The sequence below is a fragment of the Streptomyces sp. NPDC002886 genome (genome assembly GCF_042888445.1).
In the GTDB taxonomy this organism is placed as follows: Bacteria; Actinomycetota; Actinomycetes; order Streptomycetales; family Streptomycetaceae; genus Streptomyces.
This window is the reverse complement of the sequence record NZ_JBIAPV010000005.1, coordinates 327,698-342,348: the sequence shown is the minus strand read 5'-3', so window position 1 is coordinate 342,348 and position 14,651 is coordinate 327,698. Positions and strand designations below refer to the sequence as shown.

The 14,651-nt window shown below is 68.3% G+C and carries 14 protein-coding genes; 10 read left to right on the top strand and 4 right to left on the bottom strand.

Features of this window, described 5'->3' with window-relative positions; translation table 11 throughout:
* Positions 1–58 precede the first annotated feature (58 nt).
* Positions 59–1,642 carry an ABC transporter substrate-binding protein gene (locus tag ACFYYB_RS25110; RefSeq protein ID WP_389437547.1) on the top strand — a complete coding sequence of 528 codons (1,584 nt, stop codon included), beginning with the start codon at positions 59–61 and terminating at the stop codon, positions 1,640–1,642.
* A 122-nt stretch (positions 1,643–1,764) separates the two neighbouring features.
* Here ACFYYB_RS25110 and ACFYYB_RS25105 read toward each other — a convergent pair whose 3' ends face one another.
* Positions 1,765–2,439 carry a response regulator transcription factor gene (locus ACFYYB_RS25105; protein ID WP_327307567.1) on the bottom strand — a complete coding sequence of 225 codons (675 nt, stop codon included), beginning with the start codon at positions 2,437–2,439 and terminating at the stop codon, positions 1,765–1,767.
* Positions 2,440–2,555: 116 nt separating this feature from the next.
* Positions 2,556–3,515: a RecB family exonuclease gene (locus ACFYYB_RS25100; RefSeq protein ID WP_389437544.1), complete on the bottom strand. Its 960-nt coding sequence runs from the start codon at positions 3,513–3,515 to the stop codon at positions 2,556–2,558.
* Positions 3,516–3,583: 68 nt separating this feature from the next.
* On the opposite strand from ACFYYB_RS25100, the gene ACFYYB_RS25095 reads away from it, so the two are divergent.
* From ACFYYB_RS25095 to ACFYYB_RS25085, 3 genes are all read left to right on the top strand, one after another.
* On the top strand, positions 3,584–4,891 hold the full coding sequence (locus tag ACFYYB_RS25095; RefSeq protein WP_389437543.1) for a site-2 protease family protein: 1,308 nt from the start codon (positions 3,584–3,586) through the stop codon (positions 4,889–4,891).
* An 18-nt stretch (positions 4,892–4,909) separates the two neighbouring features.
* Positions 4,910–5,869 carry a tRNA (adenine-N1)-methyltransferase gene (locus tag ACFYYB_RS25090; protein WP_389437542.1) on the top strand — a complete coding sequence of 320 codons (960 nt, stop codon included), beginning with the start codon at positions 4,910–4,912 and terminating at the stop codon, positions 5,867–5,869.
* Positions 5,870–6,109: 240 nt separating this feature from the next.
* A complete protein-coding gene (locus tag ACFYYB_RS25085) occupies positions 6,110–6,736 on the top strand; it encodes a hypothetical protein (RefSeq protein ID WP_389437540.1) in 627 nt (208 codons plus the stop codon).
* Positions 6,737–6,752: 16 nt separating this feature from the next.
* On the opposite strand, the gene ACFYYB_RS25080 is transcribed toward ACFYYB_RS25085, so the two are convergent.
* On the bottom strand, positions 6,753–7,085 hold the full coding sequence (locus ACFYYB_RS25080; RefSeq protein WP_389437537.1) for a ferredoxin: 333 nt from the start codon (positions 7,083–7,085) through the stop codon (positions 6,753–6,755).
* 264 nt (positions 7,086–7,349) lie between these two features.
* Between ACFYYB_RS25080 and arc the strand changes: the two genes are divergently transcribed.
* From arc to prcA, 6 genes are all read left to right on the top strand, one after another.
* The gene (gene arc / locus ACFYYB_RS25075; protein ID WP_250740357.1) at positions 7,350–9,116 is read left to right on the top strand and encodes a proteasome ATPase; all 1,767 of its coding nucleotides are present in this window, start codon (positions 7,350–7,352) and stop codon (positions 9,114–9,116) included.
* 251 nt (positions 9,117–9,367) lie between these two features.
* A complete protein-coding gene (gene dop, locus ACFYYB_RS25070) occupies positions 9,368–10,879 on the top strand; it encodes a depupylase/deamidase Dop (protein ID WP_266910138.1) in 1,512 nt (503 codons plus the stop codon).
* Positions 10,880–11,073: 194 nt separating this feature from the next.
* Positions 11,074–11,286 (top strand): ubiquitin-like protein Pup, encoded by a 213-nt coding sequence (locus tag ACFYYB_RS25065; protein ID WP_030294332.1) that lies wholly within the window; start codon positions 11,074–11,076, stop codon positions 11,284–11,286.
* Between the two features lie 47 nt (positions 11,287–11,333).
* Entirely contained in the window at positions 11,334–11,933 is a 600-nt protein-coding gene (locus ACFYYB_RS25060; protein ID WP_389437534.1) for an endonuclease VII domain-containing protein, read from the top strand.
* The gene (prcB, locus tag ACFYYB_RS25055) at positions 11,885–12,724 is read left to right on the top strand and encodes a proteasome subunit beta (RefSeq protein ID WP_389437533.1); all 840 of its coding nucleotides are present in this window, start codon (positions 11,885–11,887) and stop codon (positions 12,722–12,724) included. Before ACFYYB_RS25060 ends, prcB begins: the two co-directional genes overlap by 49 nt.
* 44 nt (positions 12,725–12,768) lie before the next feature.
* The gene (gene prcA, locus ACFYYB_RS25050) at positions 12,769–13,533 is read left to right on the top strand and encodes a proteasome subunit alpha (protein WP_254384775.1); all 765 of its coding nucleotides are present in this window, start codon (positions 12,769–12,771) and stop codon (positions 13,531–13,533) included.
* Between the two features lie 76 nt (positions 13,534–13,609).
* Here prcA and ACFYYB_RS25045 read toward each other — a convergent pair whose 3' ends face one another.
* Complete coding sequence (locus ACFYYB_RS25045) at positions 13,610–14,611, bottom strand: LacI family DNA-binding transcriptional regulator (RefSeq protein ID WP_389437529.1); 1,002 nt, start codon at positions 14,609–14,611, stop codon at positions 13,610–13,612.
* Positions 14,612–14,651 lie beyond the last annotated feature (40 nt).

Genomic DNA, 14,651 nt, shown 5'->3' with positions numbered 1-14,651 from the left:
TGCCGGCCCTCCCCGGCACCAGAACCAGACGAGCAGTAAGACTGAGAAGGATGTTCGCGTGAAGACACGGAACCAGTGGTTGGTCGCCCCCCTCGGAGCGGCCACCGCCGCCGCGCTGCTGACCGGTTGCGGTGCGACCGACGGCTCCAACGCCGCCGGCGGCGGCAAGGGCGTCGTCATGGGCATATCCGACAAGGTGAAGGCCACCGACCCCGCCTCGGGCTACGACCCCGGCTCCTGGGTGCTCTTCAACAACGTCTTCCAGTCCCTGCTCGGCTTCCCCAAGGGCGGCACCAACCCCGAACCCGACGCGGCACAGTCCTGCGGCTTCGAGGGCAACGAGAGCAAGACCTACAGCTGCACCCTGCGCGGCGGCCTGAAGTTCAGCAACGGCAACAGCCTCACCGCCAAGGACGTCAAGTACTCCTTCGAGCGCACCCTCAAGATCAACGACGAGAACGGCCCCGCCGTCATGCTCGCGTCGATCGGCAGCATCGACACCCCCGACGACAAGACCGTCGTCTTCCACCTCAAGGCCCCCGACGCGACCTTCCCCAGCAAGATCGCATCCGGCGCCGGCTCCATCGTCGACCACACCGAGTACCCGGCCGACAAGCTCCGCACCGACGGCAAGGCCGTCGGATCCGGCGTCTACAAGCTGGACTCCATCAACGACAAGAGCGCCTCCTTCTCCGTCAACGACAGCTACACCGGCAAGGCCAAGGCGAAGAACAGCGGCGTCACCATGAAGTTCTTCAACGAGGACCAGGCCGCCCTCAAGAAGGTCCTCGAAAGCGGAGAGGTCGACTTCGCCTTCCGCGGCCTCGCCGCCAAGGACATCGCGGGCCTCGCCTCCCAGACCGGCGAGCAGAAGGTCGAAGTCGTCCAGGGCGCCGGCGCCGAAGTCGAACACCTCGTCTTCAACACGGCCGACCCCGTCGCCGGGAAGCTCCCCGTCCGCAAGGCCATCGCCTACCTCGTCGACCGCGAAGCGCTCGTCCGCGAGGTCTACGACGGCACCGCCACCCCGCTCTACTCCATCGTCCCGGCCGGCATCGCCTCCCACACCACCGCCTTCTTCGACCGCTACGGCGGCACCCCCCAGCCCGAGAAGGCCAAGGCCACCCTCCGCGCGGCCGGCATCAAGGACAAGGTCAAGATCACCCTGTACTCGACGCCCAGCCGCTACGGCCCCTCGACGGACCAGGAATTCCAGCTCATCGCCAAGCAGCTCAACGCCAGCGGCCTCTTCCAGGCCGACGTGAAGTCCGTCGAGTTCGAGCAGTACGAGAAGGACATCCAGGCCGGCAAGTACGGCGTCTACGTCAAGGGCTGGGTCCCCGACTACCCCGACGCCGACAACTTCACGCAGCCCTTCTTCGGCCCCGACAACGTGCTGCACAACAACTACGACAACAAGGAGATCACCGGGAGCATCATCCCGTCGACCTCCGCCAAGGCCGACCGCTCCTCCACCAGCGGCGACTACGCCCGCCTCCAGGACATCGTCGCCGACGAGATCCCCCTGCTCCCGCTCTGGCAGAGCAAGCAGTACGCCGTCACCCGCCAGAACGTGACCGGCCTGCAGTGGTCCCTGGACGCCTCCACCGTCTTCCGCTTCTGGGAGATCAGCAAGGGCTGAGCCACCCCGTCAGGGCCGGCGCAACGGCTACGGGCCCGCCTCCGCACGAAGCGGAAGCGGGCCCGTACCCGTACCTGCGAACCAGCGAACGGAGCCGCCCGGCGACCCGCCCGCCGACCTGCCTACTGGCCGGCCCCCGGACGCACCAGACCGCTCTCGTACGCGTACACCGCCGCCTGCACCCGGTCACGCAGACCCAGCTTCGTCAGCACATGACCCACATGCGTCTTCACCGTCGTCTCGCTCACGAACAGATCCGCCGCGATCTCCGCGTTCGACAACCCCCGGGCCACCAGCTTCAGCACCTCGACCTCACGCTCCGTCAACGAAGCGATCATGTCCGGAACGGTGTCCTCACCCGACGGCAGATGCCCCGCGTACTTGTCCAGCAGCCGACGCGTGATGCTCGGCGCCAGCATCGCCTCGCCACCCGCCACCACCCGGATCGCCTGCACCAGCTCCGTCGCCGGCGCGTCCTTCAGCAAGAACCCGCTGGCCCCCGCCCGCAGCGCCTCCACCACGTACTCGTCCAGATCGAACGTCGTCAGCACCAGCACCTTCGCCGGACCGTCCCGGCCCGGACCCGTGATCTGCCGCGTCGCCTCCACCCCGTCCATCCGCGGCATCCGGATGTCCATCAGCACCACATCGGGCTGCAACGCCCGCACCTGGTCCAGCGCCTGCAGACCGTCCCCGGCCTCACCGACCACCGCCAAGTCCTGCTCGGCCTCCAGGATCATCCGGAAACCGGTACGCAGCAGGGGCTGATCGTCGACCAGCAGTACGCGGATCGCCACGGGGTCCACCTCGTATTCGTAGGGCTCATCGGATCATCGGGCCATCGGGTCTTCGGGCCATCGGGTTCAATCGGACACCACCAGGGAACCCGGCCCATTCTGCCCTGACGCCGAGATCAGGATTCGCCCCGCCCGCCGGACGGCAACGCCAGCGGATAGACCGGGGGAGTACCCCCGAACTCCGGACACACCGCCTGATGATCACACCAGCCGCACAGCTTCGACTGCCGCGGCCGCCAGTCACCCGTCACCGTCGCCTCCCGGATCGCCTCCCACAGCGCCAGCAGCTTGCGCTCCATCCGCTCCAGGTCCTCGATCACCGGGTCGTACGTCACCACGTCCCCACTGCCCAGATACACCAGCTGCAGCCGCCGCGGCACCACCCGCTTCAGCCGCCACACCACCAGCGCGTAGAACTTCATCTGGAACAGCGCACCCTCGGCATACTCCGGCCGCGGCGCCTTCCCCGTCTTGTAATCGACGATCCGCACCTCACCCGTCGGCGCCACGTCCACCCGGTCGATGATCCCGCGCAGCCGCAGCCCCGACTCCAGCTCCGTCTCCACGAAGAACTCCCGCTCCACCGGCTCCAGCCGCGTCGGGTCCTCCAACGTGAACCACCGGTCCACCAACGCCTCGGCCTCCGTCAGCCAGCGCGCCAGCCCCGCCCCCTCGTCACCCCCCGGGAACAGCTCCGACAACTCCGGCTTCGACTCCAGCAGCCGGTCCCACTGCCCCGGAATCAACGCCTTCGCCCGCGGCGCCGTCCGCTCCGGCGCCGGATGATCGAAGAGCCGCTCCAGCACCGCGTGCACCAGCGTCCCCCGCGTCGCCGCCGCGCTCGGCTTCTCCGGCAACTTGTCGATCACCCGGAACCGGTACAGCAGCGGACACCGCATGAAGTCACTCGCCCGCGAAGGCGACAGCGAAGAAGGCGCCACGGCCACCGCCTGCGCGGGCACGGCACCGGAACCGGGCACCGCACCGGGCTCGGAACCGCGCTCGGAACCGGGCACCTGTCCGGGCACGGAACCACTCACTGCATCGTCCGGACCGCTGCCGGGGCTCGTCGTCATGGACAAAACCCTACGACCCGCCACCGACAGCACGCGCATACCATCGACGCCGACCCCCCTCGCACTGCATGATCGGAGCATCACACCGCGCAACGCCGCACCCCGACACCACGGGAAAAAGACACCCGAACCACCGGCGCACCACCGCACCGGACAGCAGCGAACGAAGGACAACCGTGGCAGACACCGACGAAACCGGCGAGCGCGCGGGACGGCGCTCAGGACCGGGCGGCGGACTCCTCATGGGCCGCCCCTTCGGCGTGCCCGTCTACGTCTCGCCCAGCTGGTTCCTCGTCGCCGCCCTCATCACCTGGGTCTTCGGCGACCAGCTCGACCGCATCCTGCCCGACCTCGGCACCCTGCGCTACCTCGTGGCCCTCTTCTTCGCCGTCGCCTTCTACGCCTCGGTCCTCGTCCACGAACTCGCCCACACCATCGCCGCCCTCCGCTTCAAACTCCCCGTCCGCCGCATCCAGCTCCAGTTCTTCGGCGGCGTCTCCGAAATCGAGAAGGAATCCGAAACCCCCGGCCGCGAATTCGTCCTCGCCTTCGTCGGCCCCCTCCTCTCCCTCCTCCTCGCCGGCGCCTTCTACCTCGGCATGAAAACCGTCGAACCCGCCAGCGTCCCCGGCGTCCTCCTCGCCGGCCTCATGATCTCCAACCTCCTCGTCGCCGCCTTCAACCTCCTCCCCGGCCTCCCCCTCGACGGCGGCCGCATGCTCCGCGCCGTCATCTGGGGCATCACCGGCAAACCCATGACCGGCACCATCGCCGCCGCCTGGGCCGGCCGCGCCCTCGCCGTCGCCGTCCTCCTCGGCCTGCCCCTCCTGAACTCCACCGGGACCCTCGGCAACCCCACCGCCGACATCGGCGGCATGGACACCGTCATGGACGCCCTCCTCGCCGCGATCCTCGCCGGCATCATCTGGACCGGAGCCGGCAACAGCCTCCGCGTCGCCCGCCTGCGCGAACACCTCCCGGAACTCCACGCCCGCAAACTCACCCGCCGCGCCATCCCCGTCGAGAACGCCACCCCCCTCTCCGAAGCCCTCCGCCGCGCCAACGAAGCCGGCGCCCGCGCCCTCGTCATCGTCGACGGACTCGGAGACCCCACCGGCATCGTCCGCGAAAGCGCCATCGCCTCCGTCCCCGAACACCGCCGCCCCTGGGTCGCCGCCGGCACCCTCGCCCAAGACCTCACCGACGGCATGAAGGTTTCAGCGGACCTCGGCGGCGAAGAACTCCTCGACCACCTGCGCGCCACCCCCGCCACCGAATACCTCGTCCTGCAACCCGACGGCGCCATCTACGGCGTCCTGTCCACCCTCGACGTGGAAAAGGCCTTCGTGAAGGCCATGGCGCGGCCCCAGTCCTGAAGCCAATACACTGGTCACATGTCCGAACCGACCGGTGCCGCCCGCCGACGCGGGCCCTTCGAGGTCGGGGACCAGGTACAGCTCACCGACCCCAAGGGCCGCCACTACACGTTCACGCTCGAAGCCGGGAAGAATTTCCACACCCACAAGGGTTCCTTCCCGCACGACGAGCTGATCGGCTCCCCCGAGGGAAGCGTTGTCCGTACCACGGGCAACGTCGCCTACCTCGCGCTGCGTCCCCTGCTCCCCGACTATGTCCTGTCCATGCCCCGCGGTGCCGCCGTGGTCTACCCCAAGGACGCAGGCCAGATCCTGGCCTTCGCCGACATCTTCCCCGGCGCCCGCGTCGTCGAAGCAGGCGTCGGCTCCGGCTCCCTGAGCAGCTTCCTGCTGCGCGCCATCGGCGACCAGGGCATGCTCCACAGCTACGAGCGCCGCCCCGACTTCGCCGAGATCGCCACGGCCAACGTCGAGCGCTACTTCGGCGGCCCGCACCCCGCGTGGCAGCTCACCGTGGGCGACCTCCAGGACAACCTGTCCGACACGGACGTCGACCGCGTGATCCTCGACATGCTCGCCCCCTGGGAGTGCCTGGAGGCCGTCTCCAAGGCGCTGGTCCCCGGCGGCATCCTCTGCTGCTACGTGGCCACCACCACCCAGCTCTCCCGGACCGTCGAATCCATCCGCGAGTTCGGCTGCTACGCCGAACCGCAGCCCTGGGAATCGATGATCCGCAACTGGCACGTCGAAGGCCTGGCCGTCCGCCCGGACCACCGCATGATCGGCCACACCGGCTTCCTCGTCACCGCCCGCCGCCTCGCGGACGGCGTCGAGCCGCCCATGCGCCGCCGCCGCCCCTCCAAGGGCGCCTACGGCGAGGACTACGACGGCCCCGGCAGCCAGTCCGCCGCCAAGACCGCGGAGACGGCCGCCACGGCCGCCACCGAGATCACCGCCGACACCGGCGACGGCGCCTGAGCAGCCGACGCCCCCAGGAGCGCCCCGCCACCCGGCAGGGCGACCCGCGCCACCAACACGAAGACGCTGTGCCGCAGTTCCCCCGAAACATCCGGGAACTGCGGCACAGCGTCTTTTCGTTGCCCTACGGGACGGCCCCGCGCCGGCGGCCCGACCGGTCCGGACCCACCCGTTCCACCCCGATGTGAGGTGTGGCACGATGCTGGCTCCCCGTCACCCTTCGCACAGGAGACACCCCGCGTGCCGCACAGCCCCGCCGAGCCGGCGCCGAGCAACCACGCCCCGGCGCACCACCGGACCCGGCCCGTCCACTGGCTGGCCACCGCCTCGGCCCTGGCCGCCGTCATAGCCGGCGCCGGACTCCTGCAGCCCGACCGGGCCACCGGAGCCTCCGCGGACCCGGTGCACACCACCGGGGGAACCACACCCAAGAGCCCCGTGAACGGCCCCCAGGCGGCCGCTCCCGACGCGCACGCGGTCACGTACCCCCTGGACTGCAAAGGCCTCCCACAAGCCGTCACGGCCACCGCCGAAGGCGACCTCGACGGCGACGGCCGCCCCGAAACCGTCGCGGCCGTCCGCTGCGACGCCGGCTCGGGCACCCCGCCGCACGCCATCTACGTCCTCGCCCAAGACCGCGCGAAGACCGCGACCCCCCGCGTCGTCGCCACACTCCTCGAAGCCGGCCGCAAGCAGACCGCGACCGACCTCACCATCCGCGACGGCCTCGTCACCGCGAGCCTCCTCGGGTACTCCTCGCCCGAAGTGCCCCGCTACAGCCCCGACACCAAGCAGCTCGCCAAGTGGCGCTGGACCGGCGGAAAATTCCGCCAGGAGCTTACCGACTCGACCCCCACAGGTGTTTGAACCCTCACCGGAACCATTACGGGGCGTCCGGACCGAAGACTTCCACCCTGTCCGAAACCCGCCTTACATGGATGCAATCCCCGGGACATTCCTTCGCGGAATCCACCACGTCCTGGAGCAGTACCAGCGGAACCGGAGTGGTCGCCCCCGCCTCCACGAGCAACTCGTCGGCAGGGCTCTTCACGTACGCCAGACCATCGATGTCCAGCTCGAACACCTCCGGTGCGTACTGCACGCAGATTCCGTCGCCCGTACAGAGATCCTGGTCGATCCAGACCTCCAACGGCTCTCCGGCCACGCCCGCGGCACCCGTGTTCTCCTCGGTGGCCGCCTCCTGCTGCACGGTCATATCCCCTGCCGTTCCCTGCTCTGAGTGATCCATCCCGGTCACAACGCGAGGCAAGTCGCACGAGCTCTGACGGGTGTTGAACAGTTCGACCTTACAACCGGCTGCTTTCCGATGTTGATGGGTGGGTATTTCCTTGACGGGAGGGAGTACGCAAGGGTGAAGATCGGACACACCCCTACCGTCTTTGTGATCTAGGGGTTTCAATCACCACCAGCCCAGGTAGGGTCAGAAAGCGTCCAGCTCCCCTTGGAGGAGGTGAGGACCGTGGCAGCCCACGACGACGACATCAACCGCGGCATCCGGCCCGGGCGAGGGTCTGAGGACCCCGCCGGCCAGGTTGCCTATCTCGAGCAGGAAATCGCCGTCCTGCGACGTAAGCTCGCCGACTCTCCGCGACACACGAGGATTCTCGAAGAGCGGATCGTCGAGCTCCAGACAAACCTGGCAGGCGTCTCCGCACAGAACGAGCGGCTGGCGAACACCCTGCGCGAGGCCCGCGACCAGATCGTGGCCCTCAAAGAAGAAGTCGACCGGCTCGCACAGCCGCCGGCCGGCTTCGGAGTCTTCCTGCAGTCGAACGAAGACGGAACCGTCGACATCTTCACCGGCGGCCGAAAGCTCCGCGTGAACGTGAGCCCCAGCGTCGAACCGGAAGACCTCCGGCGAGGCCAGGAGGTCATGCTCAACGAGGCCCTCAACGTGGTCGAGGCCATGGAGTTCGAACGGGCCGGGGACATCGTCACCCTCAAGGAAATCCTCGAGGACGGCGAGCGCGCCCTGGTGGTCGGGCACACCGACGAGGAAAGGGTGGTGAGGCTCGCCGAGCCGCTCCTGGACGTCACCATCCGCCCCGGCGACTCCCTGCTGCTCGAACCCCGCTCCGGCTACGTCTACGAGATCGTCCCCAAGAGCGAGGTCGAAGACCTCGTCCTCGAAGAGGTCCCGGACATCGACTACGACAAGATCGGCGGCCTGGGCGACCAGATCGAACTGATCCGCGACGCCGTCGAGCTCCCCTACCTCTACCCCGACCTCTTCAAGGAACACGAACTGCGGCCCCCGAAGGGCATCCTGCTCTACGGCCCTCCCGGCTGTGGCAAGACGCTCATCGCCAAGGCCGTCGCCAACTCCCTTGCCAAGAAGGTCGCCGAAGTCACCGGCCAGCCCACCGGGAAGTCCTACTTCCTGAACATCAAGGGCCCCGAACTCCTCAACAAGTACGTCGGCGAGACCGAGCGGCACATCCGCCTCGTCTTCCAGCGTGCGAGGGAGAAGGCGAGCGAGGGCACCCCCGTCATCGTCTTCTTCGACGAGATGGAATCCCTCTTCCGCACCCGCGGATCCGGAGTCAGCTCGGACGTGGAGAACACCATCGTCCCCCAGCTGCTCGCCGAGATCGACGGCGTGGAAGGCCTGGAGAACGTCATCGTCATCGGCGCCTCCAACCGCGAGGACATGATCGACCCGGCCATCCTGCGCCCCGGCCGGCTCGACGTGAAGATCAAGATCGAGCGCCCCGGCGCCGAGGCCGCCAAGGACATCTTCGCGAAGTACCTCAAGGCCACCCTGCCCCTGCACACCGACGACCTCGGCGAGCACCAGGGCTCCACGGCGGAAACCGTCCACAGCATGATCCAGACCGTCGTCGAGCAGATGTACGCCGAAACCGAGGAGAACCGCTTCCTCGAGGTCACGTACGCCAACGGCGACAAGGAAGTCCTCTACTTCAAGGACTTCAACTCGGGCGCGATGATCCAGAACATCGTGGACCGTGCGAAGAAGATGGCCATCAAGGCCTTCCTCGAGCACAACCAGAAGGGCCTTCGCGTCGCCCACCTCCTCCAGGCTTGCGTGGACGAGTTCAAGGAGAACGAAGACCTGCCCAACACCACCAACCCCGACGACTGGGCCCGAATCTCCGGAAAGAAGGGCGAGCGGATCGTATTCATCCGCACCCTCGTCACCGGAAAGCAAGGCGCGGACACCGGACGCTCCATCGACACGGTGGCCAACACCGGTCAGTACCTCTGACAAAGCGGGCCGGCTGCGGGCGCCCGGCAAGGGCACCCGCAGCCGACTGCTTTACCAAACGCTCTTTTCAGCCGGTGACAGGGCAAAGTCAATGACTGAAATGATCTCCCCACCAGCGCGGAGTGGTTCTAGGCTCTTCCATACCGCAGGTCGCGCAGTGCGGGGACGGGCACCGCACACGACGCACCGGAGCACCAGCGGTACTTGAGCGCCGCTCCCGAACGGGAGCGCCGCCGGGCAAGGAGGGCCGCATGACCGTACGGCGAGTAATGGGGATCGAGACGGAGTACGGGATCTCCGTTCCGGGGCACCCGAACGCCAATGCCATGCTCACCTCGTCCCAGATCGTCAACGCCTACGCGGCGGCGATGCACCGGGCGCGACGCGCCCGCTGGGACTTCGAGGAAGAGAACCCGCTGCGGGACGCCCGCGGCTTCGACCTCGCCCGCGAGGCCGCCGACCACAGCCAGCTCACCGACGAGGACATCGGCCTCGCCAACGTGATCCTCACCAACGGCGCACGCCTCTACGTGGACCACGCACACCCCGAATACAGCTCCCCGGAGATCACCAACCCGCTCGACGCCGTCCTCTGGGACAAGGCCGGCGAGCGGATCATGGCCGAAGCGGCGGTCAGGGCCGCCCAGCTCCCCGGGGCCCAGCCCATCCACCTCTACAAGAACAACACCGACAACAAGGGCGCCTCCTACGGCACGCACGAGAACTACCTGATGAAGCGGGAAACCCCCTTCTCGGACATCGTGCGCCACCTCACCCCCTTCTTCGTCTCCCGCCTCGTCTTCACCGGCGCCGGCCGCGTCGGCATCGGCCAGGACGGCCGCGAACACGGCTTCCAGATCAGCCAGCGCGCCGACTACTTCGAAGTCGAGGTCGGCCTGGAGACCACCCTCAAGCGCCCCATCATCAACACGAGGGACGAACCGCACTCGGACGCGGAGAAGTACCGCCGGCTCCACGTGATCATCGGCGACGCCAACCTCTCCGAGATCTCCACCTACCTCAAGCTCGGCACCACCGCACTGGTCCTGTCCATGATCGAAGACGGCTACATCAACGTCGACCTCGCCGTGGACCAGCCCGTACGCACCCTCCACCAGGTCTCCCACGACCCCGACCTCCAGCACCTGATCACGCTGCGCAGCGGGCGGACGCTGACCGCCGTACAGCTCCAGATGGAGTACTACGAGCTGGCCAGGAAGTACGTGGAGGAGCGTTTCGGCTCCGACGCGGACGAGCAGACCAAGGATGTGCTGGCCCGCTGGGAGGACGTACTGGGCCGGCTGGAAACCGACCCGATGAGCCTGTCGGGGGAGCTCGACTGGATCGCGAAGCGGGAGATCCTGGAGGGCTACCGGCGCCGGGACGGCCTGGAATGGGACGCGGCCCGCCTGCACCTGGTGGACCTCCAATACGCGGACGTACGGCCCGAGAAGGGGCTGTACAACCGCCTGGTGGCCCGCGGCAAGATGAAGCGGCTGCTGGACGAGACGGCGGTGGAACGGGCGCAGAGCAAGCCGCCGGAGGACACCCGGGCGTACTTCCGGGGGCGGTGCCTCGAGCAGTACGCGGACGATGTGGCGGCGGCCTCGTGGGACTCGGTGATCTTCGATCTGCCGGGCCACGACTCCCTCCAGCGGGTCCCGACCCTGGAACCCCTGCGGGGCACCCGTGCCCACGTGAAGGAGCTCCTGGACCGCTGCCGCACGGCGGAGGACCTGGTGCGGGTGCTGTCGGGGCGCTGAGGCCTTTCCGGTACCCGGCGCGGGGGCTGAAAGGCCCCCGGCCCGGGAATCATGAACACATCCGGACGTTATGAAAGTACCGGGACGGATGTCGGGCCCTCCTTGTAGGGTCCGACGTAGAGTCTGATCTTGAGGGATCCCGAATTCGCGGGGTCTTTCACGTGAGCGTGCGAACCGAGCGGGGTGAGCTAGACATGGCGACCAAGGACACCGGCGGCGGACAGCAGAAGGCGCAGCGCTCGACCGAGGAGGTCGAGGAGGCCGCGGTCGAAGAATCGACCGACCTCAAGGAGCGACAGGAAAAGCTCTCCGACGACGTCGACTCGGTACTTGACGAGATTGACGATGTCTTGGAAGAGAACGCCGAGGATTTCGTGAGGTCGTTCGTGCAAAAGGGCGGCGAGTAAAGGTCCGGGGCTAGTTAGACCTGCGGATCGTAGGCCCGGGGGGTTGTGTGGCCGAGGCGGCGCCTGAAGGGATGAAGCGTTGCTCGCGCTGTAAGCGCGTTCAGCCATTCGAGGCATTCGCGAGTAATCGCGCGATGCGGGACGGCTTTCAGGCGTACTGCCGTGAGTGCCAGGCTGACCACTACAAACGGCAGCAGGAAGCGAAGGGGCGGACGGTGCGGGAGAAGATTCCCGTGCCGTCGGGCCACAAGCGGTGTCCCCAATGCGGGGAGATCAAGTCCCACGCGGAGTGGGAGCGGAACAAGACGAGCTCGGACGGTTGGGCCAGCTACTGCCGCGAGTGCCGCGCGCAACGGAACCGGGCCTCCTACTTCAAGCGGCACTACGGCATCACCGAGGCCGAGCGTGACCAGATGATCGCCGCCCAGCGCGGGGTCTGCGTGATCTGCCAAGAGGCTCCGGCGGAGCATGTTGATCACGATCATCAGACGGGTAAGGTCCGAGGCGTACTTTGCTTCGGCTGCAACGCAGGAATCGGGCAACTCAAGGATCGGCCGGACGTCTTGAGGCGTGCAGCCGCTTACGTGGAAGGAAACCTGTGGAACCCAACATTCGAAGCACAGGGCGTCTGCCGGCAGCCTTCCTGACGCCGGGGTCGTCGTCCTTCATGGACTTCTTGGGCGCGCACCAGCCCGAGATGCTCCCGGGCAACCGGAAGCTGCCCGACGGGGTCATCGAGGCGCCGCACGGGACGACCATCGTGGCCGCCACCTTCCCCGGCGGGGTCGTCCTCGCCGGTGACCGGCGGGCGACCATGGGGAACATGATCGCGCAGCGGGACATCGAGAAGGTGTTCCCGGCGGACGAGTTCTCCGCCGTCGGCATCGCCGGCACCGCCGGTCTGGCCGTGGAGATGGTGAAGCTGTTCCAGCTGGAGCTGGAGCACTTCGAGAAGGTGGAGGGGACGACCCTCAGTCTCGAAGGTAAGGCCAACCGGCTGTCGACCATGATCCGGAGCAATCTGGGGATGGCGATGCAGGGTCTGGCCGTCGTGCCGCTCTTCGCGGGGTACGACGAGGCCAAGGAGCGGGGCCGGATCTTCTCGTACGACGTGACCGGCGGCCGCTCCGAGGAGCACGGCTACGCCGCGACCGGTTCGGGTTCGATCTTCGCCCGCGGTTCGATGAAGAAGCTGTACCACTCCAAGCTGACGGAGGAGGAGGCCACGACGCTGGTCGTGCAGGCGCTGTACGACGCCGCCGACGACGACTCGGCGACCGGTGGCCCGGACCTCTACCGCCACATCTACCCCATCGTCACCGTCATGACCGACGAGGGATTCCGCAGGCTGACCGACGAGGAGTCCTCGGAGCTGGCCCGCAAGATCACGAACCGCCGGCTGGAGCAGCCCGACGGTCCGCGCGCCGCCCTGCTCTGACCCTCTGACCTCCTCGTCGTCCAGAAGAAAGGGACGGAAAGCCGGTGTCGACTCCGTTCTATGTGTCACCCCAGCAGGCCATGGCCGACCGGGCGGAATACGCCCGCAAGGGCATCGCCCGCGGTCGGAGCCTCGTTGTCATCCAGTACGCCGACGGCATCGTGTTCGTCGGTGAGAACCCGTCCCGCGCGCTGCACAAGTTCAGCGAGATCTACGACCGGATCGGCTTCGCGGCCGCCGGCAAGTACAACGAGTACGAGAACCTGCGCATCGGCGGTGTGCGGTACGCCGATCTGCGTGGATACACCTACGACCGCGACGATGTGACGGCCCGTGGGCTGGCGAACGTCTACGCGCAGACGCTCGGCACGATCTTCTCGAGCGCCGGGGAGAAGCCGTACGAGGTGGAGCTGGTCGTCGCCGAGGTCGGCGCGACGGCTGCCGGGGACCAGATCTACCGGCTGCCGCACGACGGGTCGATCGTCGACGAGCACGGGTCCGTGGCCGTCGGCGGCAACGCCGAGCAGATCAGTACCTACCTCGATCAGCGGCACCAGGACGGGATGACCCTGTCCGAGGCGCTGAAGCTGGCGGTGCAGGCGCTGTCGAGCCAGGCGAACGGTACGGACAAGTCGATTCCGGCGGAGCGGCTGGAGGTGGCGGTGCTGGACCGTACGCGGGCCCAGCAGCGCAAGTTCAAGCGGATCCGCGGCCGGCAGCTGTCGCGGCTGCTGGAGGCGGACGTTCCGGCGGCCGCTCAGGCGGATGCCGTGTCGAACGACGAGGCTCCCGAAGAGGAAGCCGAGTAGTCGCGAGAAGTGCTGAGTGGGCGCCCCTGGCCTTCGGGTCGGGGGCGCTTTCGCGTTCCCGGACGTTCTCGGAGGCTCAGATGCTCGGTGCCGGGCCCGTGGAGTCGCGGACGACGAGGTGGACCGGGATGTCGACCGGGGTCCAGGGGGTGCCTTCGAGGACGGCGAGGAGGGCGGTCATGCCCTGTTCGCCGACGCGTTCGGCGGGGAGGTGGACGGTGGTGAGTTCGGGTTCGACGGCGGTGGCGAGGGCGAGGTCGTCGAAGCCGGTGACGGAGAGGTCCTCGGGGATGCGCAGGCCGAGGCGGCGGGCGGCTTTGCAGGCGCCGGCGGCCAGGATGTCGTCGTCACAGACGACGGCGGTGGGGCGGCGGTCCGCGGAGGTGTCCAGGGCGGTCTCCATGGCCGTACGGGCGGCTTCCACGCTGAGGTGGGCCCGTACGGTGCGCAGCTCGGCGGGGGGCGGCAGGTGGGCGGCGAGGGCGTTGGCGCGGACGGTGAAGGTCCAGGAGCCGATGGCGGAGGCGAGGTGGAGGAAGCGGTGGTGGCCGTGGGTGAGGAGGTGTTCGGCGGTTTGGCGCATGCCGTCGGCGATGGCGAGGTTGACGTGGGCGTGGGCGGTGTCGGCGGTGGGGTCGCTGTCGAGCATGACGAGGGGGAGTCCGTCGCCGCCGAGGGCGTGGAGGGCGTCGGCGGCCATGGAGGAGGCGATGACTCCGTCGAGGGCGGCGCGGGCGGAGGCGAAGGGGTCGCGGGCGGGGCCGGTGCCGTCGGGGGAGGGGTAGAGGACGACGCCGAAGCCGTGTTCGGCGGCGATGCGGGCGGCGCCGGTGTAGACGCGGGCGAAGAATTCGTTGGTGAGGGCGGGGACGACGAGGAGGGCGGTGCGGGTGGAGCCGAGGCGGAGGTTGCGGGCGGCGAGGTTGGGGCGGTAGCCGAGGGTGGTGGCGGTTTCGCGGACCAGGTCGGCGGTGCGTTCGGAGACGCGGCCGCGCCATTTGTCGCCGAGGACGAGGGAGACGGTGGCCTGGGAGACCCCGGCGGCGGTGGCCACGTCGCGGCTGGTGGGTCTCGTCACACGGTGCTCCTGTAGTGCGAGGTCACGGGGGGTGTGGGGG

What these genes read in the sequence shown, in the direction of transcription:
- ACFYYB_RS25090 (WP_389437542.1), top strand. Translation starts at nt 4,910, where the DNA reads ATGTCCGAACCGACCGGTGCCGCCCGCCGACGCGGGCCCTTCGAGGTC.
- ACFYYB_RS25080 (WP_389437537.1), bottom strand. Translation starts at nt 7,085, where the DNA reads ATGACCGTGCAGCAGGAGGCGGCCACCGAGGAGAACACGGGTGCCGCG.
- ACFYYB_RS25095 (WP_389437543.1), top strand. Translation starts at nt 3,584, where the DNA reads ATGATCGGAGCATCACACCGCGCAACGCCGCACCCCGACACCACGGGA.
- ACFYYB_RS25065 (WP_030294332.1), top strand. Translation starts at nt 11,074, where the DNA reads ATGGCGACCAAGGACACCGGCGGCGGACAGCAGAAGGCGCAGCGCTCG.
- ACFYYB_RS25100 (WP_389437544.1), bottom strand. Translation starts at nt 3,515, where the DNA reads ATGACGACGAGCCCCGGCAGCGGTCCGGACGATGCAGTGAGTGGTTCC.
- dop (WP_266910138.1), top strand. Translation starts at nt 9,368, where the DNA reads ATGACCGTACGGCGAGTAATGGGGATCGAGACGGAGTACGGGATCTCC.